Source organism: Microbulbifer mixtoriginis (SeqCode) (assembly GCF_052468275.1).
Window position 1 is genome coordinate 2,482,018 of the sequence record NZ_CP174341.1, and the last position, 25,340, is coordinate 2,507,357.

20 protein-coding genes and 1 tRNA gene are annotated in these 25,340 nt (G+C 46.7%); 11 read left to right on the plus strand and 10 right to left on the minus strand.

Translation table 11 applies throughout. The annotated features are described in order from the left end of the window. Positions 1-152: 152 nt before the first annotated feature. From ACJJIC_RS11040 to ACJJIC_RS11065, 6 genes are all read right to left on the minus strand, one after another. A tRNA-Arg gene (locus ACJJIC_RS11040) sits at positions 153-229 on the minus strand. A 107-nt stretch (positions 230-336) separates the two neighbouring features. Further along, positions 337-2,556 (minus strand): ATP-dependent helicase, encoded by a 2,220-nt coding sequence (locus ACJJIC_RS11045; protein WP_445356910.1) that lies wholly within the window; start codon positions 2,554-2,556, stop codon positions 337-339. A 72-nt stretch (positions 2,557-2,628) separates the two neighbouring features. Further along, positions 2,629-4,383, minus strand: a complete 1,755-nt coding sequence (locus tag ACJJIC_RS11050) for a SulP family inorganic anion transporter (RefSeq protein ID WP_445356911.1) — start codon at positions 4,381-4,383, stop codon at positions 2,629-2,631. A 112-nt stretch (positions 4,384-4,495) separates the two neighbouring features. Beyond that, complete coding sequence (locus ACJJIC_RS11055) at positions 4,496-4,927, minus strand: DUF6691 family protein (protein ID WP_445356912.1); 432 nt, start codon at positions 4,925-4,927, stop codon at positions 4,496-4,498. A gap of 14 nt (positions 4,928-4,941) precedes the next feature. Then, a complete protein-coding gene (locus ACJJIC_RS11060) occupies positions 4,942-5,373 on the minus strand; it encodes a YeeE/YedE family protein (RefSeq protein WP_252082222.1) in 432 nt (143 codons plus the stop codon). Positions 5,374-5,377: 4 nt separating this feature from the next. After that, on the minus strand, positions 5,378-5,692 hold the full coding sequence (locus ACJJIC_RS11065; RefSeq protein ID WP_252082221.1) for an ArsR/SmtB family transcription factor: 315 nt from the start codon (positions 5,690-5,692) through the stop codon (positions 5,378-5,380). 97 nt (positions 5,693-5,789) lie between these two features. Between ACJJIC_RS11065 and ACJJIC_RS11070 the strand changes: the two genes are divergently transcribed. From ACJJIC_RS11070 to ACJJIC_RS11080, 3 genes are all read left to right on the plus strand, one after another. Further along, complete coding sequence (locus ACJJIC_RS11070) at positions 5,790-6,668, plus strand: MBL fold metallo-hydrolase (RefSeq protein ID WP_445356913.1); 879 nt, start codon at positions 5,790-5,792, stop codon at positions 6,666-6,668. Positions 6,669-6,733: 65 nt separating this feature from the next. Next, complete coding sequence (locus ACJJIC_RS11075) at positions 6,734-7,147, plus strand: protein tyrosine phosphatase family protein (protein WP_445356914.1); 414 nt, start codon at positions 6,734-6,736, stop codon at positions 7,145-7,147. 147 nt (positions 7,148-7,294) lie between these two features. Then, positions 7,295-9,007, plus strand: coding sequence for a SulP family inorganic anion transporter (locus ACJJIC_RS11080; protein WP_445356915.1), 1,713 nt, complete (start codon positions 7,295-7,297; stop codon positions 9,005-9,007). Positions 9,008-9,104: 97 nt separating this feature from the next. On the opposite strand, the gene ACJJIC_RS11085 is transcribed toward ACJJIC_RS11080, so the two are convergent. From ACJJIC_RS11085 to ACJJIC_RS11095, 3 genes are all read right to left on the minus strand, one after another. Beyond that, on the minus strand, positions 9,105-11,282 hold the full coding sequence (locus tag ACJJIC_RS11085; RefSeq protein WP_445356916.1) for a hypothetical protein: 2,178 nt from the start codon (positions 11,280-11,282) through the stop codon (positions 9,105-9,107). 365 nt (positions 11,283-11,647) lie between these two features. Next, the gene (locus ACJJIC_RS11090) at positions 11,648-11,797 is read right to left on the minus strand and encodes a hypothetical protein (protein ID WP_445356917.1); all 150 of its coding nucleotides are present in this window, start codon (positions 11,795-11,797) and stop codon (positions 11,648-11,650) included. Between the two features lie 418 nt (positions 11,798-12,215). Further along, entirely contained in the window at positions 12,216-13,127 is a 912-nt protein-coding gene (locus ACJJIC_RS11095; protein ID WP_445356918.1) for a LysR family transcriptional regulator, read from the minus strand. Between the two features lie 126 nt (positions 13,128-13,253). Here ACJJIC_RS11095 and ACJJIC_RS11100 point away from each other — a divergent pair, with 126 nt between their 5' ends. The 5 genes from ACJJIC_RS11100 to ACJJIC_RS11120 all read left to right on the plus strand — a co-directional run bounded on the left by ACJJIC_RS11100 (position 13,254) and on the right by ACJJIC_RS11120 (position 20,329). Beyond that, positions 13,254-14,096 (plus strand): type 1 glutamine amidotransferase domain-containing protein, encoded by an 843-nt coding sequence (locus tag ACJJIC_RS11100; RefSeq protein ID WP_445356919.1) that lies wholly within the window; start codon positions 13,254-13,256, stop codon positions 14,094-14,096. A gap of 160 nt (positions 14,097-14,256) precedes the next feature. After that, positions 14,257-15,084, plus strand: a complete 828-nt coding sequence (locus ACJJIC_RS11105; protein WP_445356920.1) for an SDR family NAD(P)-dependent oxidoreductase — start codon at positions 14,257-14,259, stop codon at positions 15,082-15,084. Between the two features lie 454 nt (positions 15,085-15,538). Continuing rightward, positions 15,539-16,414 carry an SDR family oxidoreductase gene (locus ACJJIC_RS11110; protein ID WP_444909942.1) on the plus strand — a complete coding sequence of 292 codons (876 nt, stop codon included), beginning with the start codon at positions 15,539-15,541 and terminating at the stop codon, positions 16,412-16,414. Between the two features lie 1,535 nt (positions 16,415-17,949). After that, positions 17,950-18,873, plus strand: a complete 924-nt coding sequence (locus ACJJIC_RS11115; protein ID WP_444909941.1) for a DMT family transporter — start codon at positions 17,950-17,952, stop codon at positions 18,871-18,873. A 280-nt stretch (positions 18,874-19,153) separates the two neighbouring features. Then, positions 19,154-20,329, plus strand: coding sequence for a glycosyltransferase family 4 protein (locus tag ACJJIC_RS11120; protein WP_445356921.1), 1,176 nt, complete (start codon positions 19,154-19,156; stop codon positions 20,327-20,329). Between the two features lie 754 nt (positions 20,330-21,083). Here ACJJIC_RS11120 and ACJJIC_RS11125 read toward each other — a convergent pair. Beyond that, positions 21,084-21,692 carry a short chain dehydrogenase gene (locus ACJJIC_RS11125; RefSeq protein ID WP_353375134.1) on the minus strand — a complete coding sequence of 203 codons (609 nt, stop codon included), beginning with the start codon at positions 21,690-21,692 and terminating at the stop codon, positions 21,084-21,086. A 126-nt stretch (positions 21,693-21,818) separates the two neighbouring features. Here ACJJIC_RS11125 and ACJJIC_RS11130 point away from each other — a divergent pair, with 126 nt between their 5' ends. The 3 genes from ACJJIC_RS11130 (at position 21,819) to rho (ending at position 25,249) form a co-directional block, all read left to right on the plus strand. After that, on the plus strand, positions 21,819-22,706 hold the full coding sequence (locus ACJJIC_RS11130; protein WP_445356922.1) for a LysR family transcriptional regulator: 888 nt from the start codon (positions 21,819-21,821) through the stop codon (positions 22,704-22,706). A 574-nt stretch (positions 22,707-23,280) separates the two neighbouring features. Then, the gene (locus tag ACJJIC_RS11135) at positions 23,281-24,165 is read left to right on the plus strand and encodes an alpha/beta fold hydrolase (RefSeq protein WP_445356923.1); all 885 of its coding nucleotides are present in this window, start codon (positions 23,281-23,283) and stop codon (positions 24,163-24,165) included. Between the two features lie 145 nt (positions 24,166-24,310). Further along, positions 24,311-25,249 (plus strand): transcription termination factor Rho, encoded by a 939-nt coding sequence (gene rho, locus ACJJIC_RS11140; protein ID WP_445356924.1) that lies wholly within the window; start codon positions 24,311-24,313, stop codon positions 25,247-25,249. The last annotated feature ends 91 nt before the right edge of the window (positions 25,250-25,340 follow it).

The window sequence follows — 25,340 nt, forward strand, 5'->3', positions numbered from 1 at the left end:
TCCGGGGCCAAAGTGTTCATGCTTAAGTTACTTGTCGAGATAGGGGGGAATACGGGGCCGTCAAAATATACAAAATTTGAGTGATTCCCCTATTTAATTTGCACCACAACAAAAAAAGGCTTACGCCGTGTGACGTAAGCCTTTGCTTTGTATGGCGCGCTCGGGAGGATTCGAACCTCCGACCGCCTGGTTCGTAGCCAGGTACTCTATCCAGCTGAGCTACGAGCGCGTTACGGGTGCGGATATTATAGAGACACTTTACCCAAGTCAACTGTTTTATTAAAAAAATCGTTACAAATCATTGTCTTACCCTATACATACTGATCTTGCCAAGCGCTACACCAAATAGCGGGCCAGGGTGTCCCAGTCGAAGCGCCGTGTTTTACCATCGCTGAACTGCACTTCCACACGCTGATCCTCCCATTTTAAAACCCGCCCTTGGCCGAGCTTGTTGTGGCGCAGGGCTTCGCCTTGGGTGGGCTTGCGTATGGGGGCGGCGGGTGCGCTGAGGGTTGGATTGTAGTCGCAGGCCTCTAGGTAGCGCAGGGCCTGGCGGGAGACCGGGATATCGGTATGGATATGTTCGGGGCGCCCGCGCAGGCATTGCGCCATCAGCTGGCTGAGGGGCAACTGCATTTCGTCGATAAACAGCGAGGGCTGTGCGGCCTCGGGATCTTTGCGTTTGGCCTCCTCGGTGGGGGCCAGCAGAAATAGTTTGGACTTTGCCCGCGTCATGGCCACGTACATTAGGCGGCGCTCACTTTCCAGGGAGGCGGGGGTGCTGAAATCCCGCTGGGACTGGTAGGGCATATTGTGCTGGGAGAGGGTGGGAATAATAACCTGGTCCCACTCCAGCCCTTTGGCCTGGTGCATGGTGGTAATTTGGATAGCCTCCGCGGCAGTCTGCTCGCCCTCGCGGTGTTGCCGTTGTAGTTCTTGCAGGTGCGCCAAGGCTTCTGCCGGAGGTTGCTTGAGGGTATCCAGATATTGGCAGAAGGCCAGAATAGTTTGCTGCCTCTCCTCACCCTGCTGGCGGGTGAAGGCGTCTTCGGCAATACCGCTGAGGAGTTCCAGCTCGCCAATATGCCGGCGCAGTAGCTCGCCGGCGTGGCCACGCCAGCTCTCTATTTGTATCAAAAGCTCCGCTCTTTGGCGCAGGCGCTTGGCCTGCGGTTTGCTCAGGGTCTCTGGCAGTTGCGCAAGCAGCTGTTTGCCCCAGCCTTTCTCTTGTGTGGCGAGGGTGGCACAGAGGGGTTCAAGTACTTTGCGCGGGATGCGCACATGCGGCGCGGTGAGCCATTCGTACAATCCTTGCTGGCGCCGTTTGGGAGAGAGTTCGCTAAAACGGCCCGAGGCGATATTCAGGCTCCAGAACAGTGGCCGCAGTTCACGGCGCGATAGCACTGTGTTGCGGCTGGCGGAATGGTAGGGGATGCTGTTGGCCAGCAGCGCCAGTTCCAGTGGTGCGGCAATGGACCAGAGGCGCACCAATATAGCGATACCGGCTAAAGATTGGCCCTGCTGTTGGCAGCGGCGCAAGTGTTCTACCAGCCAGTGGCCTTCCTTGTCGGTGTTTATTTGTTCAATTGGAGTTTGCCGCTCGCCATCGGCGGAAACACAAAAAATCTCGGCACGATCGCGGTTGTTCTCAATAAAGTGGTTAGCGGCCAGGGACAGCTGATGCCCGTAACGAAAAGTACGGCTCAGGTGGTAAATGTGAGACGGCGGAAAATCCTGGTCGAATAATTTGAGCAGGAATTCCGGCTTGGAGCCGCGCCACTCATAAATGGTCTGGTCGGGATCGCCAATGGCGATCACATTGCCATTGCCGCCGTGCAGCACTCGCAACAGAAAGTGCTGTATCTCATTGATGTCCTGGTACTCGTCCACCAGGATATCTTCAAAATTTCCACCGTATTGTTGTGCCAGCTCCGGCTTTTCATGGAGTAATTTTGCCGGGTCGTAAATTAAGTCGGCGTAGGTCACGGCCGCCTGGCTGCGGCGCCAATCTTCAAAGGTGCGAAATACTTGTAAAAAATAACCGTATTCGTCGCCGAGTTTTAGTTCCTTGAGCGCGCTGTGTTCGCCGCAGAGAAGGGTTTTACTGTAGTCGATAAAAAATTCTGCGGCCTCGATTTCCGACTGCTTGCGTTCGCGAATTTCTTCCAGCTCATGGGTGGGAGAACACTCCTCGATGGCCTTCCAGATTTGTAGCTGTACGCTGGATTGTGACAGGGGGCTGAGATTCGCTGCGGCGATATGGCCGCTGGCAATCATGCGCTGGTAGAGGCGGTAGCCGATGCTGTGAAAGGTGTGCACTGCCGGGGTATGGTTGCTGGCCAGCTGGCCCATACGGCGTTCGAAATCTTCCCGCGCGCTGCGGTTGTACATCAATACCAGCAGCTGGGCGGCAGGCGTGCCGGCATCCAGGCGATTCTTTACGTAGTGCAGCAGGGCGGTGGTTTTTCCGGAACCGGCCACGGCAATAATTTTGGCATGGCCACCGGAGTGATCCGCAATGGCCTGCTGTTCCTGTGTCAGTGTATCGCCAGCCATGGTGTCCTTCGCCCAAATACTGGATATTTTGCCAGTGATTGGTGGTGGCAGACAAGTTTACCAGGTGATGGATCAAGTGGGGTCGGCGGGGGAGGGCGGTGTGTTGGTTTGGCCGTCGTCATGGATATTGTGATGGCGCAGGGCCAGCTCGGCGATATAGGCGGAGAGAAAAACCCGGCCGGTTAATTCCTGTAGCAGCTTGGAGCGCCCCAACCGGTCCAGAACAGGGCCCTTTACCTCTGCCAGGTGCAGACGGATATTGCGCTCGAGCAAATCTTGGTTGACTTGTTGCAAGCGCTCAATGGCGGTGCTGTCGATACGGTTGACCGAAGAAAGGATCAATACCAGGTCGTGCAGGCTTTTCTGCCGCTGTACTTCCGCAAACAGGCGGTCTTCAATCGCGCTGATATTGCTGAAAAACAAGTTTTCATCGATGCGCAGGAAAAGGGTATCTGGTTGGGTTTTTACCGTGTAACGCAGCACATTGCGAAAGTGCTCGGTGCCGGGAACGCGCCCCACCACGGCGATATGGGGGCGGCTAGCGCGCCAGATTAGGGTGGCGAAAGAGAGCCCCACACCCAGGCCGATACCGGCCTCAACACCAAACAATATAACGCCCAACAGGGTGCCACCCATGGCCAGACCATCGGTGCGGTCGTAGTGCCAGTGGTGCGCCAGCGCACGCAAATCGATCAGATTGGCTGCCGCGACAATAATCGTTGCAGCCAAAACGCACACCGGCAGTTCGGTGAATACCTTGGTGGCGTAAAGCAGTACCAGGGCAATAAATATTGCGGCGATAACGCCACTCAGTGGTGATCTCGCCCCGGCCTCATCGTTCACTGCGGTGCGCGCAAAGCTGCCGGTTACCGCAAACCCACCGGAAAAAGCGCTGAGGAGATTGGCGGTGCCGAGGCCGCGTAACTCTGCATTGGCGTCGAGCTTCTCCCCCCGCCGCAGGGCGATGGTATGGGCTACCGAGAGGCTTTCGACAAAGCCGATCAGGGCGATAATCAGGGCTGGCAGCAGCAGCTGATAAATCATGGTGGGGTTAAAAACCGGCAGCGTGAAGTCCGGCAGGCCCGCGGGAATTTCGCCCACCACGGGTAAATCCTGCTCCCAGTGAAAGATGGCGGTAAGGGCGATAGAAAGCAGTACAACCAGCATGGGCGCCAGGCGCGATAGCAGCTTTGCCCGTGTGCGCTCAACGCCCAATGTACGCAGTAACAGGGGGAGCCCGAGGCGTGCGATAACCAGGCTGAACAGAGCGATCAGCCCCATTAATGCTGCATCCGGGTCGCTCATGGGGCTGTTGTCTATGGTGCTCAATAGTATCTCCAGGGCCGTGTGGCCCTCACTCTTGGTGCCGAGCAGGGGAGCTATTTGCCCTGCAATGATCAGCACCGCGGCGCCAGAGACGAAGCCGTTGACCACCGGCAGGCTCAGCAGGTTGGAGAGGCTGCCGAGGCCGAGAAAGCCCATTAGCAGCAGCATGATCCCGCTGAGCAGGGCCAGCAGTATGGCTCCGTTGATATATTCGGCACTGCCGGGTGTGGCGATGGGGGTGAGGGCGGATGCGGTCATCAGGGCCAGTATTGCCACGGGCCCTACAGAGAGTACCGAGCTGGAGCCAAACAGGGCATAGCCCACCAGGGGTAACAGGCCTGCGTAGAGGCCCAGGTAGGGGGGTAGGCCGGCCAGGGCCGCATAGGCCAGGGCCTGGGGAACCAGCATCATGCTGGCGAGGATTGCGGCCACGGCATCCCCTATCAGCCACTTGGGCTGGTAGTTTTTCAGCCAGGAGGGGATCAGCTGGTGCGCACGCATACCTTTATCTTTTGGGTATCGGCACCCGCTGTGCGAGCGCCCTGAAACAACAAGATAGACCGCTGCGGCGGCGCGGGTTATTCGTAGCAGTCGCCGCCCACAGTCTTTGGCCTTAACCTTGCGCCGGGACCATCTTGCCGGCACTGAGTCTGAAAATCCCCATACCGGCCAGCATAGCCAGGGTGAATATCAGAGCTTTTTCCTGCCCGGCACCACTCGCCACAATGGCCGGGCCGGGGCAGAAGCCCGCCAGCCCCCAGCCGGCACCAAACATCAGGCCGCCAAGCAGCAGGCGGCGATCAATATGATTATTTGTCGGCAGCTGTATGGTTTGCTTCAACAGGGATTGGCTGCGGCCTTTAAATAATTGGAAAGCGGGCAGGCTCACGGCGATGGCACCAGCCATCACCAAAGCCAGGGAGGGGTCCCAAGCGCCGGCAATATCCAAAAATCCGAGGACTTTTTCCGGGTTGGCCATGCCAGATAACAGTAGCCCGAGGCCAAAGATCAAACCCGCCAGCAGTGCAGTAAAAGTGGTTTTCATAATTCGATCCTCGCTTAAGCGGCCAGCAGGTGGCGTACAACGTAAACAGTGACAAAACCCGCAGCCATAAATACCAGCGTGGCGACCAGAGAGCGCTGGGAGAGGCGGGAAAGACCGCAAACCCCGTGGCCGCTGGTGCAGCCGGAGCCCAAGCGAGTGCCAAAGCCCACCAGTAGACCGGCTGCGATTAGGGTGGGGTAGCCGGCTTCAATTTCTATGGGTGGCAGGACAAAAAATAATTGCCAGGCCAGCGGCGCAGCCAACAATCCGATAACAAAAGCCAGGCGCCAGCCGATACCGGGGTTGCCCTCCAGCAGGCCGCCCAAAACGCCAGAGATACCGGCGATGCGGCCGTTAAACATCAGTAACAGAATGCTGGCTAGGCCGATAAGAGCGCCGCCGGCGAGTGCTGTGGCTGGGGTGAAAGCAGTCCAGTCGATGGTCATGGGGTTACTCCGCGCAGTAGAGTTGGTAGAGAGTTTGTAAAAGGGCCATTACCCGTGGGTCGGCTACCCGGTAATAGACGTGTTTGCCCTCCCGACGGGTATCTACCAGCCCCTCGCGGCGCAGGACCCCCAATTGTTGGGAAAGACTGGGTTGGCGAAGCCCCAGACGCTCCTCAAGTTCGCCTACATTTAGTTCTTCCTGGCTGAGCTGGCACAGCAGCAGCAAGCGGTCTTGGTTGGCCAGGGAGCGCAGCATGGCCGCGGCTTGGCCGGCGGAATCACGCATCTTGTCTAAGTCGAGGTTTGTGGTATCGGGCATGAACTTGGCCTGGCAATAATTTACAGATCAATAATATATTGTTTTATATATTATCAAAATGTATATTGTTCTGGTAGTGAAATTTGGAGGGCATAAAATGTCGCAGTTAGAGCAAGGCACCCAGGTGCAGCCATTCCTAGACAAGGAGACCGAAACCTGGAGCTATGTGGTGTATGACAGGGACGGCGGCTCGGCCGCGGTGGTGGATGCCGTGCTTAACTTTAACGCGGCATCTGGGCGCACCAGCAGCAAGGGCGCTCAGGCGGTAGTGTCGTTTATCCGCGAAAAGAACCTCACCCTGGAATGGATACTGGAAACCCACGCCCATGCCGACCATCTCTCTGCAGCCCCTTTCCTACGGGAGCAATTGGGTGGGCGCATCGCCATTGGTGAGCAGATTTGCCAGGTACAGAAGATTTTTCGTGAGGTCTTTAATCTGGAGCGGGAGTTCCTTGCCGATGGCAGTCAGTTCGATCACCTATTCAAAGATGGTGAAACTTTTCAGGTGGGGGCACTAGAGGCGCAGGTAATTTATAGCCCCGGCCACACGCCGGCGGATATGGCCTGGCTGATCGGCGATGCCCTGTTTGTGGGGGACACCCTGTTTATGCCCGACGTGGGCAGTGCCCGTTGTGATTTTCCCGGTGGCGATGCCGCGCAGTTGTATTTGTCGGTGAAAAAAATATTATCTCTGCCGGACGAAACCCGCATGTTCATGTGTCACGATTACCCGCCGCAAGACGAGCGGGACTATCAGTGTGAAACCACGGTGGGTGCTCAGCGCCGCGAGAATATCCACCTGCGCGACGGCATTAGTGAAAGCGAATTTGTGGCAATCCGTAAAAAGCGCGATGCCAGTCTGCCTATGCCGCGGCTGATTATTCCCTCGGTGCAGGTCAACATCCGTGCAGGGCAACTTCCCCCGGCGGAATCCAATGGCACTGTTTATTTAAAAGTGCCGCTGAATCAGCTGTAAAAAACCAGTTAATCCCAGCGCTGTAGTTCTATTTTAATGAGGACTGCTGTCATTTCGAGACGACTATGAATATTAAAAAGTTAGATGAACAGGTGAGTGTTTCTGAACATATTACCTGTGAGGCAATGGCACCGTTGGCACAGAGTGGTGTACGGGTGGTGGTTTGCAATTGCCCGGAGGGGGAGAGTGAAGTACACCCCAGTTACAAAGCTATGGAGCGGGCCGCCCAGGACGCCGGCTTGCGTTTTATTGCGATCCCTTTTACCCGTGGGCGAATGACGCGGGAACACTGTGAGGTCTTTCGTGATGTATTGCAGGGCGGCGAAAAAATCCATGTATTTTGTCGTACCGGCAATCGTTCCAGCCAGGTGTGGGCTGGCGCCAAAGTTTTAATGGGCGCAGATAAAAAACATTTGTTCGGCCAAGCGCAGATGGCCGGCTTCGATGTCAGTGCCGCGCTGGTTGCTATTGAGCCCTAATAAAGACATTTCAATGGCCGGCTAGGTCATACCCAGAATTGCGGCACAGTTGTGAAAGTGTGCCGCAGTTAAATGCCCGTGATGTGCCGTGATAAAGCGGGAGATACCGACGTTGTTAAACAACAGAGTGGAAGGTGAACCAAGGTTATGCAGCAACTCTCCCGATGGTTTCCCATCCTCACTACTTTTCAATCCTATAACCGCCGCACCTTAAACCGCGATCTGCTCGCCGCCGCAATTGTCACAGTGCTACTGATTCCCCAATCTCTTGCCTATGCCCTGCTGGCGGGCCTGCCGGCGGAAGTCGGCCTCTATGCGAGCATGGTACCGCTGGTGGTTTACGGTATTTTTGGTTCCAGTAGTACGTTGTCTGTGGGGCCGGTCGCGGTGATCTCACTGATGAGCGCCGCCGCCCTGGGAGAGGTCACCGCCACGGGCGAGGTGGACTACCTGAGCGCTGCCGCCGCGCTGGCACTGCTTTCCGGGGGAATACTTTTTCTGCTGGGTACATTACGCCTCGGCATGCTGGCGAACTTTCTCTCCCACCCGGTGATCTCTGGTTTTATTACGGCTTCGGCATTACTGATAGCCCTCAGCCAGTTGCGGCATTTATTGGGGGTGGCCGCCCAGGGTGATACCGCACCGGAGCTGCTGCTATCACTATGGCAGAACCTGAACAGTATCAATAGCCTTGCTTTGATCACCGGAGTAGGGGTGCTGATTTTTCTCTACTGGAGTAGGGCCCTTGCTGCAAAATGGCTGGAGAAAATGGGCTCGTCTAGCAGCAATGCCGAGCTGTTTGCCAAGGCGGCCCCAGTAGTGGGTGTACTGGTAACTATCGTCTTATCCATCTCCATAAATTTTGAAGCACATCAAGTGGCCTTGGTAGGCGCTATTCCTGCTGGGTTACCGCCCCTATCACTGCCGCACCTCTCACTGCCGCTGCTGCAATCTTTATTTGTGCCCGCACTAATGATTGCCATTATTGGCTATGTAGAATCTATATCGGTGGCCAAAACCTTGGCCGCCAAGCGCAGGCAAAGAATTGATAGCAACCAGGAATTGGTTGCCCTAGGGATGGCCAATATAAGCTCAGGCATTTCTGGCGGTTTCCCGGTGAGCGGTGGTTTCTCCCGCTCGGTGGTGAATGATGCAGCGGGGGCGCAGACACAATTTGCCAGCCTGTTTACCGCATTGGGTATCGCCCTGGCTGCACTCTTTTTAACTCCTTTTCTATATTACTTACCGAAAACCACACTAGCCGCCACCATTATTGTTGCGGTTCTCTCCCTGGTGGATTTCTCCATCCTGCGTAAAACCTGGCACTTTGCTAAAGCAGACTTTATTGCCGTTACCCTAACAATTGCCGTTACCCTGCTAATGGGCGTCGAACCCGGTGTAGCTTGTGGTGTTGGTGCATCCTTATTATTGTTTATCTATCGTGCTTCCAAACCCCATATCGCCGAAGTGGGCTTGGTGGAGGGTACCGAGCACTTCCGTAATATTCACCGGCACCAGGTAAAAACCGTTCCCGAGATTCTCACCTTCCGCGTAGATGGTCGCTTAATCTTCTCCAATATCGGCGTATTGGAAGACCGTATCTATACCGGCCTTGCCAATAACTCACAGGTAAAACATGTCATTCTGATGTGCAGCGCAGTGAATGAAATAGATTGGAGTGCCCTGGAGGTACTTGAGTCTATTAATAGCAATCTATTGGACAGAGAAATTCAACTGCATCTATCGGAAGTTAAGGGGCCTGTGATGGATTGCCTGGAGAGAAGTAGTTTTCTGCAGAAATTATCTGGAGGTATATTCTTGAGTCAGTACCAAGCATTTTCTTCTGTTGCGGAGTATTAACCTTAACTACTTTGAAACTACTTAGGTTGTTGTTCATTAAAAATGGAGAGCAAGGCTCTCCATTTTTTAACACGATAATGATCGCTCAATAACTAGATTAATTGACACTGTTTGAATGGTAAATCATCGCTTGCCAAATATTCTGCTTGCCGCCACCGTAATTATCATAGGTGGGGTTCTTGATGTATGACCAAGCTACTTTACCGTTGCCAAGGAAAATGGGTTCATCCAGGCCACCCCAACCAAACTTGGTTAGTTTTACTGGCCCTTCTAATACATTGAGGTCTGCGTCAATCTCCATAACATAATAGGCCTTGGGGACTAGCATACGCATTGCGCCATTCTTCGCTGAACTTCGGTTGTACGATAGGTTATCAGAGATACACTGAAATTGTGCGTAGCCAAACAGGTAGCGACCATTTTTCAAATCAATAAGTTGAGGATCACTGATTTGACAGTCGGGCTCTTCTACCAGCCATTTAAAGCCTTGCCCCTCGATACTGCCGTTACCATCGACTTTGGCGATACCAATACGGGTTAAAGAAGAGGCGTCCAGGGCATCACCTCCGCGTAGGCCCTGCCTGGAGATGGTTGGGTTGCTGTTGCTTGACATATAGGAGAAGAAGCAATTCGTACTATCTGAACACTGCTCATCAAAGGGGCCGCCACTACTTGTATCAATGCCGTATTCACTTTGTAGGAAGCGATTCATTTCCTCGTCATCAATATACTTGGGGGAGACGATAAGCGATAGATTTGTGTCTTTATCAACCGGCACTACCGTGTGCCCACCGCCATTGGAGAAGAATGCATTGTCGGAGGGAACAAGGTAATTGTAACTTCCTTCAAATCTACTGGTAGAGGAAGTATCCTCCATTTTGATCGCAATAGTGTTTAACCCGCGAGACTGATTATATTTTCCGCCATCGCTGGTACAAATTGCTCCATACCTTTCATTACCTGGATTATAGAAGGCGCGAATGTTTAATACGTGGCCATAGCCACAAAGCCAATACCAACCTCTATTATTACTTCCACTCATGTTTAGGGACCAGTTATCTCGATCAATAACCGTCATTCCTGCAGAGTAGTGGGAGCCACCATAGCTGCCGTCAAATACTCGCGCTGTTACGGAGAAGGCATAGCTGGTGCGGCCTTGGCTATCATTGTCCACATAGATTAGCTCCTGGGCTCCGGCATGGCCACCACCGTGCATCTTGTTCACAACATAGGCCGTAGGCTTTTCACTGAGTGGTTGATCGTCCCACTCCATGAGCCAGATCTGGTCGTTATATTTATAACCTCTCTCACGAATGTACTCGACCATCGCGTTATAGTCGGCTTCAGAGAGCTGATCGACGATATAAGCCATCTCCTCTTGCATCTCTTTCCCTTTAATGGTCTTAAAGGATGGAGAATCACCAAAATCGGTCTCTGGGAATTTAGCTTTAAGCCCAGGGAGGAAGTCCTCAAATGTTAGGGTGGGATGATCAGTAAAGTAGCCGATGTACTGACTATGATTGGTTGAAATCATCAGGCCGATGTCCCTTTCGATTCGGGCATCGATAGGACCGATATTGTCTTCCATTTTCATCCAGTCGCTACCGTATTGCTCTACCAAGTCACCCTGCACCTCATAACGATTGTTGGCTTGGTATTCTGTGTTGCACAAGACCGCAACACGGGAGCAATCCGAGCTGGCCGCAATACCGTGCGACTCGTAGCATTGTTTTAGTATCGTTGTGTTACCGGTTTGATCGAAGCTTGAAGTCTCTGGGTTATATTGCAGCTCATAAACAGTGCCATAAGTGACTTCATTATCTCCACTACCCTCGCTTAGGGTCTTGGAAACAAACATTCGAGGTTTGTCGGTGTCAGTTGCGCAGGCAGCTGTGTAACTTCGCATGGGGACCGACTTTAGGGTGTCGTCCTGGGTGCTGTCTGTTCTGGCAATATAGTGTGGGAGCCCGTGAACCTCTTGGGCATTGGGTTGGCCATTCGGTAGGGTGATATCCCGAGAAGTGATTCGGGCAAATCCCAAGTCTGCAGTTTCAATATCGCCAACAGTCACTGTGCCGGGTTCATTGTCTGGAAGTGGTGTAGTGCTACCTGATCCGCTGCCACCAGTGCCGCTTCCTGAGCCCTGGCCACTACCATCTCCCCCTGTGGGTGGGACTGGGTCGGAATCCGAAGAGGAGCCTCCACCGCCGCTGCAAGAGGCCAATACAACAGTAAGCGCCAATGCCAAAACTTTCTTGCTAAATAGCTTATCCATAGTCTGCTCGAAGATACATTATTTAAATCGAATGCAATGTGGAAACTTGTGGGCCACTTCACAATATTGAAAAAGTAAAATTAGGGAGCCATTCTAGTTCCCTTTATTTACTTTTCTGTGCAGTACTTAATATATTTTCCACTGAACCTTTTTTTGAGCGAGGATCTTGAAAAATTTAGAGAGCACGCAACTCTTGAGGTTTAAAAAAGTATTATGATATGAATCCTCTCTGTTTGGATGGTCTCCAACTAGAGAGGACGTATACAGAACTTTGAGCAATCTCGGATATGTTCAATTCCAAGTGGGAAAATCAATAGGTAGTAAAGAAAGGTGGGCGATCTAGTTGGGAGAGAAATCACCAGTAACTATGGGATTCGAATCTCAAAGTGTCTTGGCTGGGTGCCTGACATATTCAGTACTATCTCGTTGTCGATATAGAGTGCGATGTGGTGGTGATTGCCCATTACTGCATAGGCAGCGATATCTAGCGCAAATTTTCCAGCTGGTTTATGCATTTGAAAATCAATCCACAAGCGGAAATATTTGTAGTCTCAATATTCTAAAGACCTAATTTATGAAAGTTGTAGTGGTAGTTATGATATTGATAGTCGGTGTTGTCTATTTTTCCAGACCGGAAAAAGCAAGTGAGTTACTTGCTGAATACTGCAGAGATTCCTATCCGGATAGGTCATTAGAGAATTGCAGACAGCAAATAACGACCCCTAAAATCAGGTGTGATATTCGAAAGGTACCCTGGAGGAAGGTGATGTGTGCGTAAGGTGGAGGCCGCCAAAAGGTTCTCGGCGGCCTCTTGATAACGATATCAATTTATAAACTAAAGATTTGAGAGGTTTCACTGATTGTAACCACACATAATAAAGCATCAATACTTGATGCACTAATTAAGATGGTTAAAACTAAACTTACTTGAAACTAGTATTCAATACGAGCAACTTCCACGATCTTTTCCCTCAACCATTTATTTGCCGGATCATCCTTATTTTTTAAGTTCCAATAGGCTTTCATAGAGTATTGGGGGAGGGTGACAGGTGGAGTAAAATGCACAATATTGAATTTGCCGGTAATAGACTGGATAAATTTTCTTGGTGCGGTGAGGATTCCGTCACTGCATTCTACGATGTAGGGCGCACTGGAAAAATTCGCTACTTTAAATTGAACATTTCTGGATAAGCCAATTTCTTCTAGTGCCTTGTCAACTGTTCCGCGGTTATCTCTCCCCGTGCCTGCCATAATATGCGGATATTGACAAAAACTATGAACATTTTTCTTGTCTTTCAAAAATGGATGATTATTTCTTACCGCTGAGACAAAAGAGTCTTTATACAAGGTTTTTACTATCAGGCTTGGATGACTTGATTCCATAACACTGATAGAAAGATCCGCCTCACCACTCTCAATCTGGTTGGCGATCCTGTGCTTATCTAACTTTATAAAAATAACCTGAACTCTCGGAGCGTCTTTTTGCAGTAATGCTATTAGGGGGGGAGCGATGCTTTGCTCCACCAGGTCGCTCGTCGCGATATAAAAAGTGCGCTGCGTACTTTCAGGATTGAATTCTTCTTGATTTAAAATATTCCGCTCAAAATCACTTAGCCAGCGACTTAACGGTGTTTGTAGGGACTCAGCCCTTGGAGTCAGTACCAGTTGATTGCCTTGCCTTATGACTAGCGAGTCATCAAAACTGTGGCGGAGTTTCTTCAGCGTATGGCTTACCGCAGACTGCGTTAGCCCTGCACGCTCACCAGCCCGGGTCAGGTTTCGGGTCTCAAATATAATCTGCAGGAGCCTTAGTTGGTTCAGCTCAATGTCCGAAATATTGCCCATTCTAACCAGTCTCAGCCATTAGTTATGCTCATGCCTATATTAGGTTAATTAATTTCAGTAATGAAGCCTGGGGTCCTATTCTGTCGCCACTTCAATTGATTCAACCCTAATTTCGAGGAAGTGATTATGAACTTGAAGAAACTGCTTGCGATGGCAGCATTGCTAGTCAGCCCACTGGCGGTGGCAGATAACGTTCTGGTTGTGATGTCAGACGTGTCAGAAATGAAGCTGAAGGGTGGTAGTGACTACAAAACGGGCTTCTATTTGAATGAGCTTATGGAGCCGGTCAAGTTGATGATGGAAGCTGGCCACACAATAACATTCGCTACCCCGATGGGGCTGGCACCGACACTGGACCCGGTTTCAGACACGCCTGACCATTTCTTGGATACTAGTCAAGAAAACTACAATGCCCATAAAGCGTTACTCAACCAGCTAATGCTGACTGACAAAGATCACAGCCCAGTAGTTAGCTTTGCTCGCATTGAGCAAATCGGTATAGAGAATTTTGATGCGCTGTTTGTACCTGGGGGTCATGCACCTTTAGGTGACTTGGTATCCAATGATCAATTGGGCAGTTTCTTACGTCATTTTAACGCTGAGTCCAAGCCTACCGGTTTAGTGTGTCATGGCCCAGTTGCGCTGTTGTCCGCTTTGCCTAACAGCTCTGAATTTGAAACCCAAATGAAAGCCGGTAAGAAAACTAAAGCTGCCAAGGGCTGGGTATATGACGGTTACAAAATGACCTCTTTTAGTAACTCAGAAGAAGCTGTAGCTACTCAATACTACTTAGGTGGTGATGAGCTGTTCTACTGGCCTCAAAATGCACTCACCAATGCCGGTGGTAATTACTCCCGTAGCAAAGAAGATTGGCAGCCGCATGTAGTTGTTGATCGTGAACTGGTAACAGGCCAGAACAACAAATCCTCCATTGCTGTTGCTCAAGAGCTTCTAAAATTGATGAAATAGTCGTCTATCTTAGTAGCAGGCTTCTTCAGGCAAAACTCCATTGAGAGTCCCAAGGCTGTAAAGAATGATTTCGGTAAAAAGCCTATGCCTGAAGGAGCAGTATTAATACCGTATTCCACAAACTCTAATTTATGTCTTTGACGATAATCCAGGAATCCCAATGAGCACATCTACTATCTTTCAGTCGAATAATGTTGCAGTTATTACTGGTGGTGCCAGCGGAATAGGTTTTGCGGCAGCAAAGGCCCTATCAAAAAGAGGGATGAAGATTTGTTTAGCAGATGTTAACAAAGAAAAACTGGAAGAAGCTAAGCGCGCTCTACCAAATGATACTTTAATAGTAGAAACCGATGTGAGTGATTTTAGCTCGGTACTAGCGCTCAAAGATCAAGTTAAACAAGAATTCGGTCGTATCAACTTTCTTTTTAATAACGCAGGAACTGTTGTTAAAAATGGAAGTTGGGAGAATTTAGATGGTTGGAATAAGATTATCAACACAAACCTTTGGGGTGTGATTCATTGTATTCATGCATTTGCCCCCGAAATGATCAGTCAAAATAGCCCATCTGTTATCGTTACGACCGGATCTAAGCAGGGAATTACCACTCCACCGGGAAATCCGGCTTACAACGTCAGTAAGGCTGCGGTAAAAGCTACTGCGGAGGCGTTACAGCACTCTATTCGAAATACACCTGGAAGCCAGGTCTCATCTCACTTGTTAATTCCTGGTTTCACTTACACGGGTATGATTGGTAGCCCTAGTAAACCAGATGGCGCATGGACTGCGGATCAAGTGGTCAATTTTATGCTGGAGAGCGTCGAGCGTGGTGATTTTTACATTCTTTGCCCGGATAATGACGTAGATCGTGAAACTGATGTTAAACGCATGAGCTGGGCCATAGGGGATATTATTAACAATCGCCCGCCACTCTCTCGTTGGCACCCCGACTACCGTGAGGCATTTGAGGCGGAGATGGGTAAACAATGAGAATACAACTTTCCTAGTGGGAAATATAACTAGGGTTATCTAAATGGTATGTGGGTAGGATTTAATTCAATTTTTTAATTGTTTAAGTCCTATACTTGTATGGTGCTAGATGACTGCTTTTAAGGTTTTCATTCCTTAGGCTGGTTATTCAAAATATCTTATGATTTTTTATTCTGCACGTTGTGTCTAGCTATTTTTCCACTAAAAACTAGATGCAAAATCTGATAGATAACCAGTGCGGCTCTTAGTGCTGAAGGCCTTTGCTCTTAATTTTTTTCAAAACCCCCTGATTGAATGTCTGATCAATAGGGGTGGCTTATGAAGCCTTTTGCGTACTGGTTTTGTGGCTATTATTTTTATTCATTGCTATATGCATTAAATCAATTTCATTAATGCACGTGCAATTCTTAATCTTTACACCAGTTGATGTGATGCAAAATTTAAGGAGACAATCATGACTCAAACAGCGCTTATTACTGGTTCAAATAGTGGTTTTGGTTATCTAATAGCCAATACACTTGCAAATAATGGCTACAAAGTAATCGGCACTATGCGTGACCCAAGTGGCCGCAATGCTTCTGTAGCCAATGAGCTTATTGCTAAAGGTATCGTTGTCGTCGATATTGATGTAACCGATGATGAGAGCGTCGCCAAGGGTATTGCTCAAGCAACTAAAGAAGTCGGCCCAATTGATATATTAATTAATAATGCGGGAGTCGGTACGCTCGGGTGGCAGGAAAGCTTTACCATCGAGGACTTTAAAAAGGTTTTTGATATCAATGTTTTTGGCGTTCAGCGTTTAATACGTGCAGTGTTGCCGCAGATGAAACAGCGCAGCAGTGGAACTATTATTCAGATATCAAGCATTTTAGGTAAGTTCGTATTACCTTTCCTTGGTTCTTATAATGCCACCAAACATGCTGTAGAAGGAATGGCAGAGAATTATCGCGTTGAGCTGGCGCAATTTGGTATTCAATCTTTGATTGTTCAACCAGGCGGATTTGGAACCGATTTTGGCTCAAACCTGTTAAGAGCAAGTGACAAAGAAGTGGCTGCGAGTTATGGTGAGTATGCAGATGCCCCTGAGCAAATGTGGGCCGGTACAGAGAAGGGCCATGAATCAGAGAATGCCCCGAGCCCACAATTGGTTGCAGAAGCGGTTCTGAACTTACTGAAGACAGAGCCTTCAAGTCGACCGTTTCGAACAACTGTTGATGGTACAGGATTGAACCCTACGATAGAAAAGATCAATCAAGTTACCGAAGAGGCAATGCAGGAAATTTATTCAGCATACGGAATGGGTAATTTATTCCAGCTTAAAAAATTCTAAACGACTTATGGTATTAGTGGGCACTCTGCATACTTTCACAGGTATAAAGGTGCCTTTTTGTAAATGTACCTATCAAAACTTCTTGAGTTCGGTTGTGGATTTTGCTTGAAAATAGAAATCATCAAGTAGAAATTAACGTATGCTAGAGTATGGTGCCTGGGAAGAAAGTAAAGAGATAGACAATGGGCTTTGCACTGCGGGAGAGTTATAGAGAACTATTGATGCTGTTATTTTAAGCGCTTATTTACTAAAGAGCTCGCATTTACCACAGATTGCCATTTTCAACGCTTGTGAATTCTACCGTACCAAAGATGATTTTATTGGAAGCCGTTTTATAATTTTAAATTAACAATTTGTATAGTCTTACGGAGACATAAGATAAATAAGTGTGAGTAGATTTAAGCCAGTATTAACCTACTCTCAGTGGAAATTGATTAATTCTTGCTTTCTCCAATTTAAATGTAAAAAGCTGCCCTAAACCCATTGATGATCGTGCATATTTTGAAAACATCTTGTGCGTTTTGTGTTCAGAAGGGAGGTGGGAGTACTTCTATCCATATCACCTCTATCCGAATATTTGTTGAAAAAGCCTTCATTTTCTGGTTGGGGGTCTTAATTGGAGACTTGGCCTAAAACTCTCGAGCACCCAATTAAAGATCCCTGATTAACTTGGAGGAAGGTTTATCGGGTGGCAGCGTTGCTTCAGCAAAGAAAGCGATCCAGGGGTTAGAAAAACCAAGTGGTTCGAGGGTGTAAAGTGGGTAGTGTTGGTTGATGGAGATGGTATTTAATTAGAATGTGTGGTTGCTTTGACTTCGTTAGCAGAAGTAAATTTATTACATTCACCATTGGATTTTACCTAAGAAAAAAATTAACGTTTTGTGTACGACAAAGCTATAGATTATTCCCCACTGTAGGAATGGAAGGAAACCTCCAAAATAAAATAACAAAAATCTTAGAAGATATGTGCGACCTAAAAAATGCGCGAATTTTTGTATAGATAAGGAGATACCGTCAATTGGTCGTCAAGAGGAGTCACTATTTTTTCTGTATTGCTTAAATCTTAATTATATGAAGAACAAATCTAGATATTAACTCCATTCTTTTTATCAACGATTCTGGCATATTCAGCCCCAGGTTTTCTCTAACAATGACAGATTAACATTGCGAAAATATTGGGTTGGCAGGCCATTTGGTCTAGCTTAATGCCACTAGTTTCTCAGGTAGCTTCGCCATTTGTGTTTATGTACGGCTTTGATGAGTCAATATTTAAGGTTATCAATATATTTAGAGTCGCAGCAATATATTTATTTGTCGAAGATAGGTTGGCCTGTACTGGTATTTTTTATGAATCTGCTCACGGTTTGGTTATAGATTAGTTTTTAAAGCATATTTGTATGTGGGGCATTGTCTGAGTGGCCTTCCTGCAAGTAGATTATATATGGCTGGCATTAGTGAGGGGGCTGCACTATTGCATAGTGAAAAACAATCGATGTATCATGTTTACTTGATTTTTTCAACTGGGGAATATGGAGTTGAGCATAAAAAGTGGTCGAGGAATATTCCTCAGTATTGTAGCTATGCTCTGTATAGCTGGTATGGATGCAGTCGGAAAGCTACTTGTTGAAACCTATCCTATTGTGCAAATTATGGCTGTCCGATTTGCATTTTTCTTTGTTGTTGTAATACTTATTGCTTCTCTCAAAGGTGATCTCAAGCAAGTTCGAAGTAATATTTGGGGTACTCAAGTTTTAAGGTCGCTTTTACTTGTGGTTGAGGTTACGGTATTTATACTTGCCTTTAGCATGATGCCATTAGCTGATGTCCATGCTATCGCTGCAATGGCCCCATTGTTCGCCATTCTAATGGCTGGATGGTTTCTTGGGGAGAAGGTAGACCGAAGAAGCTGGATTGCCGTTGCTATTGGCTTTATAGGTGCTTTGATTATTATTCGCCCTGGATTGGGTGTTATGAGCTGGTATGTTGTTATACCGATCAGTGGGGCTATTTTATGGGCGTCCTATCAAGTCCTTTCTCGTCGTGTCAGCCAATTTGATAGTTCTGCTACAACAGTCTTTTATACGGCCTTTATAGGTCTCATTGTATTTGGTGGGCTTGCTCCCTTTAACTGGGTAGAGCCGACGTCGATTGGCTGGCAACTATTAATACTTAATGGGCTGCTTGGTGCAATGGGACATTACTTATTGATTAAAGCTCTTGCCTATGCTCCGGCTTCAACTTTGCAGCCTTTTAGCTATACCTTGTTGTTTTGGGCTATAGCAATAGGCTTTATTTTATTTGACGAACTGCCAGATGAGCTCACACTGATTGGTGCAACTATTGTGTTGAGTGCGGGGATATATGCTTCAGATGCTGGACGGGAAATTAGTAAAATTTATTTGGTTGGATTTAAAAAGAGATTTCATAGTGCACGAACTACGCCAAAGATACTAGATTGACATTTTTTATTAAAAGATGGATGCTGTTTTAGATTTCGCAAGCAATGTTTTATTGTATGTCCTAAATTTCATTTTAATTTTACTGGCTTGAAATAAGTCTAAAATTATTTGCTTAAGATATAGTTTTACTTTTTTCAGCATTAGAGGAAGCTGAAATCAATGTATCTTCATATATCAAGTATTGCTTGATTGTAAGGCTATAAAGTGTTCTATTTAAAGTTTCAAATAAAGAATGGGTATGTGTTGAAAGGTTAATCTCAATTATATTTGGAGGGTGGTAGTGCATATTCTTATCCCTGTCTACTTTATGGCGCCACTGGGTGGACTTCATTCTCATGTATATGCTCAAGCAAGAGCAATTGTCAATGAAGGGTGGCGCTGTACTATATTGTGTAAACCTGGCCCTTTCGCTCAACAATGTCGCAGTAATGGCATAGAAGTTATTGAAGACGATTTTAGAAGTCCTTTTGCATCGGCCGATCGAATTGCTGAGACTTTTGATTTCGATCTTATACATACACATCCCTTTGCTTCTAGGGAGATCGGGCAGCGTATTGCTAAAATATTAAATATTCCCATAATACTTACAATTCATGGTAAGTATACTGATTCTTTGGAAGATGATTGTGAGGATTTTAGCCGTATTTACTGCGTTAGTCTTGGTGTAAGGGATCACCTTGTAAAGAAGCGAGTCGAAAACCTTCATAAAATATTGGTATATCCAAATGCAGTAAATACCGATGTTTTTTATTGTGACCATATCAGTCGAGAGGATAAAGTAGGCCTTTTAAGGAATTTGATTTCTAGCCCAATCAGGAAGGATGATCGAATAATTGTTTTTACGTGTCGTATGGGGCCGGATAAAAAATTTATAATTAAATGCGTTATAGATGCCTGGAAGGATCAAGGTAAGAAGGAGTTGGATTCTTGGCAATGGATAGTAGCTGGTGATGGCTCGGAGAGAGATGAGTTGATATCTGCCGCAAACACTTTGAACAAAATTCTTGATCGTCAATGCATAACCTTTTTAGGATGGCAGTCGGAAGATAAGCTAAACACCCTTTATCAATCGGCAGACTTAGTTATAGCTCCCGGAAGGAGTGCTCTAGACTGTATGGGAAGTAGTAAGCCAGTAATTGCTATCGGTTCTAAGGGTTATATTGGCATTATAGATGAGGAAAACTGGTACAGGGGGGCCTATTCAAATTTTGGTGGTGTTGGTGAAAAAGATTATATTTCTGGTAAGTTATTTCAGGATATTAATACCATTATCAATGATGATGAGAGGCTTGCAGCACTCGGTAGATTTGGCAGAAAACAAATTTTAAGTTTTTATAATCAAAAATATTGGAATAATTGGTTGCTAAGCCAGTATCGTGAAGTTGTGACGCTACACAAGAAAGTTATCCCTCACCTTAGTGAATCAAAGAAAGATTTAATTTCGCTTGATGTTTGATTTAATTCTAGTCAATAGATTCTCGATTAATTTTTAAATTGGCCTATTCTGGTTGATAGAATAGGGTGTCGTATTTTGCCAAGTATATGTTGATTGGAATAGTACTTTTTTGATGTTCTGATGTATAAACCATTAGCTGACAATGAATTAGGGTGGGGATATGCGTGTGCTTAAATATATAAATGTAGTGGAATACCTTAAGAGCAGTTGGTGAGGTCGTAGCTACATTTGTAGCAGTTGCTATCTTGGTTTGTCTCGCTGATTTGATCAGGGCACAAAACAAGGAGCCGAAAATAGCTTCTTCGTATGGAATATCTGTCGTATATAGGGAGGTTATGACAGCCATCTGTGAGTGAGATATGGCATATATCTATGCCAAAGTGATGAAAGAGTTTGCCTTCCTGCCCAGAGCAGATACTTTACGACTTATAGGGTTTGTATGTGGATTTTTTAAGGTTTAGGTTGAAGTCTTTTTTCAGTATAAGACTAATTGATTGGATGTTATCTCTTGGGGATCAAGGCGGTATAACAATTAGCAATGCCTGAGTCTAGACAAGTGGGAATATATTAAGGCTAATGTGAGATATCTGAAAATGAATGATATCTTTTATAGTTCCCATAAGTCCGTAGTAGAAGATTCGTAGCAGCATAAACTGTACCAATCCGCTAAGGACACCTAAAGAAATTTTAGGAGGTCTGCTCCACGATTATATCTAGTTACTTCACACAGGGAAGGGGGGTTATCCCCCCCGGGCTAGGCATCGACGAAGATTACTTCGCCAGTGATAAATCCATCTACAGAGCGCTCAAAAGCTTTTCCGACCAGGTGCCCCGGCACGGGCTCAAAGCCTGGCATCATATCACCGTAGACATCCCAGGCTTCTTCCAATACCGTTGGATTAACCACATTGATTCGAATATCCCTGGGGAGTTCATAAGCAACACATTTGACAAAGGTATCAATTGCTCCACTGGTTGTTGCATCCGCAATTGCCATAGGGATCGGTTTGATGTTTAGAATACCGGATATTAGCGTAAAGGATCCTTTATCGGCGATGTACTCTTGACCGACTCTTACAAGATTGATTTGTCCCATCATTTTGCTCATTACTGTTGTCATCCACTGTCGCTCAGTCATATCGACAAAGTTTGCGTATTCACAGAAGCCAACGGTGTTTACGACAGCATCGAAGTCACCCACCGTCTTAAACAGTCGTCTGATAGAGTCTTCATCAGTAATATCAACCTGATGATCACATCCCTTTCCCGAGCGACTCGCTGTGATAACCTTGTGGCTGCTTAACCCTGTTAAAGCGGCCTGTCCCATCTTACCTTGTGCGCCAATAAGGATAACGTTTTTCACTCTAACTACCTGTTTTATATGAAGAATTTACTATTTGCCGCAATGCGATGCTGCTTAATTACTAGGAGAATGCTAGTTTTATTGTGATACAATGTTAAACAGTATTTATTTGTAAGAGATACAAGTGTGAACCAAATAAATCGATTGGAGGTCAAGCAGCTCCGAATATTCCAGGCATTAATATCTGAAAGAAGTGTATCTCGTGTCGCAAGTCAGGTCGGCCTTACTCAGCAAGCTGTTAGTGAACATTTAAAAAAGTTGAGAGATATTTTTAGTGATGAACTTTTTCTCCGGAAAAGCAATGGACTAATTCCAACGCCGACAGCAATAAACTTAGGGAAAAAGGTTGATGCGATCCTCCAAGGGTTAGATAAATTGTTGGAGCCAGCAGTTTTTGAGCCATCTAAAATAGCACAAACCTATACCATCGCTGCGACAGATTACTCCCAACAAGTGGTGCTTCCCAGCTTATTGCCTAAACTCAGAGCGCTAGCTCCCAACTTGAAAGTGGTAATACGGGATATTGCTACAGACAGACTGGAAGAGTTAATGAGTGAAGCCAAGGTGGATTTAATAGTTGCAGATTCGGATGTAAATTCTGAGCTGTACTCTTCTATCACATTATTTACTGATTACTATGTCTGCGTTGCGGCAAAGAGTTCGCCTCTGGTAAAGAAGAAGCTGGGTTTGGAGGAAATAGCTTCTGAGCCGCATCTTAGGGCATCTCCGCTTAAGTCTGGTACGGCAGGAGTTATTGATGGTTGGTTTGCAAGGCACCGTTTGCGTAGAAATGTTGTTATGTCTACGCCATGTTTTACCACGGTTCCACAATATCTCAAGAAAACAGATATGCTTGCTTTTTTACCTAACCGGGTAGCGAGTGATTCAAACCTTGCCATTCTTAATCTGAAAAACAAGCCGGTAGAGTTTGATGTTATAGCCGCATGGCACCCTCGTTCAGATCATGATGCTTTACATAATTGGGTTGTAAGCTTGTTGAGAGAGTGTGTCTAGCGTGCTTTAGTTGATATTAAAGTACATAAAGGTGCGAGAGTGGCATAGGGGATTCAGGAGTTACTGAGTAAATGAGATCTTTAGAAACGCAATTTTATCGGAAAAATAAATGATTCTTGATTTTTATTCGTGCAATAAAAAGTTGAACAGGAGAGGCGCGGCGGAGAGGGTGGCGTAGAAATATATCAAGCCCTTAAATGCAGAGATTTTAATAGAGCATGAAACTTTGCTATTCCTGTTGTGATGCCACGGTTTAGCTCTGTGGGTGAGCTTACTCATTGTGATATTGAGGAGATGTATATCATTTTAAAATCTAAAGGCATTTTGACTATCGAAGGCGAGAAGATACGAGTTTCCGCTGAATGTATAATTTTAAATAAAAAGCTGGAACCCATGGATTAGTTAATGACTCATCGAAAGAAATGGAATTGTTAATTAATCAAGCCAGTTTGAAGTGGTACCACCTTAGTAAGTCAGTTAATTTGACGGTAGAGAATTACCAGGCTTTAATGCCCCAATTTTCATTGGGGTGACGATTTAACAACGTGATTGAGAGTGGGGAAGAGTGTTGAAAATGCGAAACTTCTTAAGAATGGTAATTATCGGGATTGGTTTATCTGTGGTCAATGTAGCTGCAGAAGAAGTCGAGATAGATAAAGACCTCACTATTTATTATGAACAATCGGGGAGAGGTGATACTGCCATTATTTTTATTGCTGGCTGGATGATGTCGGCAGACGTTTTTGAGCACCAACTTGCCCACTTTAAAGATTCTAAAAAGTACCGCGCGCTGGCATATGATCCCCGTGGGCAGGGCAGATCATCAAAGCCCGTCGAGGGGCACACCTATCAACAACATGCTAGAGACCTGGCTAAGTTAATAGAGAAATTGGATATAGACAGCGTGATCTTGGCAGGTTGGTCATATGGCGTAACAGAGCAATTGGCCTATTTGAATCAGTTTGGTTCCGATAAACTGAAAGCGATGATCATGATTGATACTGGACCAGATATAGCGGGAGCAAGCCGTGATGAGTGGGTTTGGTATCTAAATGATGATTCGGACGGCTATTCACGCTCATTTACTGAGGGCATTATAGAAGATCGAGATAATGTAATTAGTGAATTTGTAAAATGGATGCTTGAAAACCCTTCAAAGGAAAATGTTGCCTGGGTTACCCAAATTGCTAATCAGACCTCTAGTAGTGTCGCTTCAATTACCAACGCGACCGGGTTTTACCTGGACTATAGTGATGATCTTGTAGCATTGGAAGGTAAATTGCCCCTACTGTATGTCGTGAGAGAGGAAGTTAAAAGTGTTGCGGATAAATGGATCAAGGCCAATACACCATCAGCCACTGCTGTTTATATGGGGAAACACATGATGTTTTGGGAGAGACCTAGAGAGTTTAATCAGGTGCTCGATCAGTTTCTTTCTGCCATGGAGAATGATAAATAATATATAAGCCCCTGCTTTACTTACCTTGTATTTAGAGTGGTTTCGTGTCGATAAACACAGAGGGTCAGGAAAATCTGGTTCTCTGTATTTTTGTTTCAAAAGTTAAAGTGCTCCCCAATGGGGAATGATTTGTAAAGCGCATATTATGTCTAGAAAAATATTATCCTTAAAGGTAAAAAGAAATACGGAGCCTAAAAAGGTTGATAAAAAGCAAGAGGATACTTCTGATCTAAAGAAGCGGTTCTTAAATGGCGTAGCTATTAATCCATCTGAGCCTATTCGCCTTGAGTCAGGTTCTCAGCAACTTACGGTACGGGCGATGGATTTGATTACGCCAATTGGCAAGGGGCAACGAGGCTTGATTGTGGCTCCACCGGGCTGTGGCAAAACCACTATCCTCAAGCATATTTGCCAAGCCGTGGGGAAGGCTTACCCCGAAATAAAGCTGTACGCTTTGCTTATTGATGAAAGGCCAGAGGAGGTTACTGACTTTAAGCGAAGTGTACCGGCGGAAGTTTATGCTTCCTCTTCTGATCATAGCTATAAAGAGCATGTGCGGGCAGCTAATGAACTCCTTGATAGGGCCTGTAAGGAAGCCGGTGAAGGCCAGGATGTAATGATTGTGGTTGACTCGTTGACAAGGCTATCACGGGTGCATAATGCGCAGCAGAGTGGTAGGGGACGTACAATGTCAGGTGGGATAGATGCCAGGGCTATGGAGATACCCAGAAAGCTGTTTGGCGCTGCGAGAAAGATTGAAGATGGTGGATCACTTACGATTCTGGCAACGATACTCGTGGATACCGGAAGCCGAATGGACCAGGTGATATTTGAGGAGTTTAAGGGTACGGGAAATATGGAGGTAGTATTGTCAAAGGAAGTTGCGAGACAGCGAATTTTCCCTGCCTTGGATATTGCTAAAAGCAGTACTCGCCGTGAGGAAGTCCTGTTCAACTCGAAAGATATTGCAACTATAAGAGCTTTACGAAGAACGCTTGCCAGCCTCAAGACTGTAGACGGCACTAAAAAACTTATTGAACTCCTTAAAAAGTACCCGACTAATGCGGAGTTACTTGGCCACTAATTTTGGTTAAGTTTAAGGGGAGTATTTAGCCGCTTAACATATTAGGGGTTAGTTACTGAACGCCCAAGCCCTTATTATGACAGCTGTTAGT

What these genes read in the sequence shown, in the direction of transcription:
- ACJJIC_RS11045 (WP_445356910.1), bottom strand. Translation starts at nt 2,556, where the DNA reads ATGGCTGGCGATACACTGACACAGGAACAGCAGGCCATTGCGGATCAC.
- ACJJIC_RS11050 (WP_445356911.1), bottom strand. Translation starts at nt 4,383, where the DNA reads ATGCGTGCGCACCAGCTGATCCCCTCCTGGCTGAAAAACTACCAGCCC.
- ACJJIC_RS11055 (WP_445356912.1), bottom strand. Translation starts at nt 4,927, where the DNA reads ATGAAAACCACTTTTACTGCACTGCTGGCGGGTTTGATCTTTGGCCTC.
- ACJJIC_RS11060 (WP_252082222.1), bottom strand. Translation starts at nt 5,373, where the DNA reads ATGACCATCGACTGGACTGCTTTCACCCCAGCCACAGCACTCGCCGGC.
- ACJJIC_RS11065 (WP_252082221.1), bottom strand. Translation starts at nt 5,692, where the DNA reads ATGCCCGATACCACAAACCTCGACTTAGACAAGATGCGTGATTCCGCC.
- ACJJIC_RS11070 (WP_445356913.1), top strand. Translation starts at nt 5,790, where the DNA reads ATGTCGCAGTTAGAGCAAGGCACCCAGGTGCAGCCATTCCTAGACAAG.
- ACJJIC_RS11075 (WP_445356914.1), top strand. Translation starts at nt 6,734, where the DNA reads ATGAATATTAAAAAGTTAGATGAACAGGTGAGTGTTTCTGAACATATT.
- ACJJIC_RS11080 (WP_445356915.1), top strand. Translation starts at nt 7,295, where the DNA reads ATGCAGCAACTCTCCCGATGGTTTCCCATCCTCACTACTTTTCAATCC.
- ACJJIC_RS11085 (WP_445356916.1), bottom strand. Translation starts at nt 11,282, where the DNA reads ATGGATAAGCTATTTAGCAAGAAAGTTTTGGCATTGGCGCTTACTGTT.
- ACJJIC_RS11090 (WP_445356917.1), bottom strand. Translation starts at nt 11,797, where the DNA reads ATGCATAAACCAGCTGGAAAATTTGCGCTAGATATCGCTGCCTATGCA.
- ACJJIC_RS11095 (WP_445356918.1), bottom strand. Translation starts at nt 13,127, where the DNA reads ATGGGCAATATTTCGGACATTGAGCTGAACCAACTAAGGCTCCTGCAG.
- ACJJIC_RS11100 (WP_445356919.1), top strand. Translation starts at nt 13,254, where the DNA reads ATGAACTTGAAGAAACTGCTTGCGATGGCAGCATTGCTAGTCAGCCCA.
- ACJJIC_RS11105 (WP_445356920.1), top strand. Translation starts at nt 14,257, where the DNA reads ATGAGCACATCTACTATCTTTCAGTCGAATAATGTTGCAGTTATTACT.
- ACJJIC_RS11110 (WP_444909942.1), top strand. Translation starts at nt 15,539, where the DNA reads ATGACTCAAACAGCGCTTATTACTGGTTCAAATAGTGGTTTTGGTTAT.
- ACJJIC_RS11135 (WP_445356923.1), top strand. Translation starts at nt 23,281, where the DNA reads ATGCGAAACTTCTTAAGAATGGTAATTATCGGGATTGGTTTATCTGTG.
- rho (WP_445356924.1), top strand. Translation starts at nt 24,311, where the DNA reads ATGTCTAGAAAAATATTATCCTTAAAGGTAAAAAGAAATACGGAGCCT.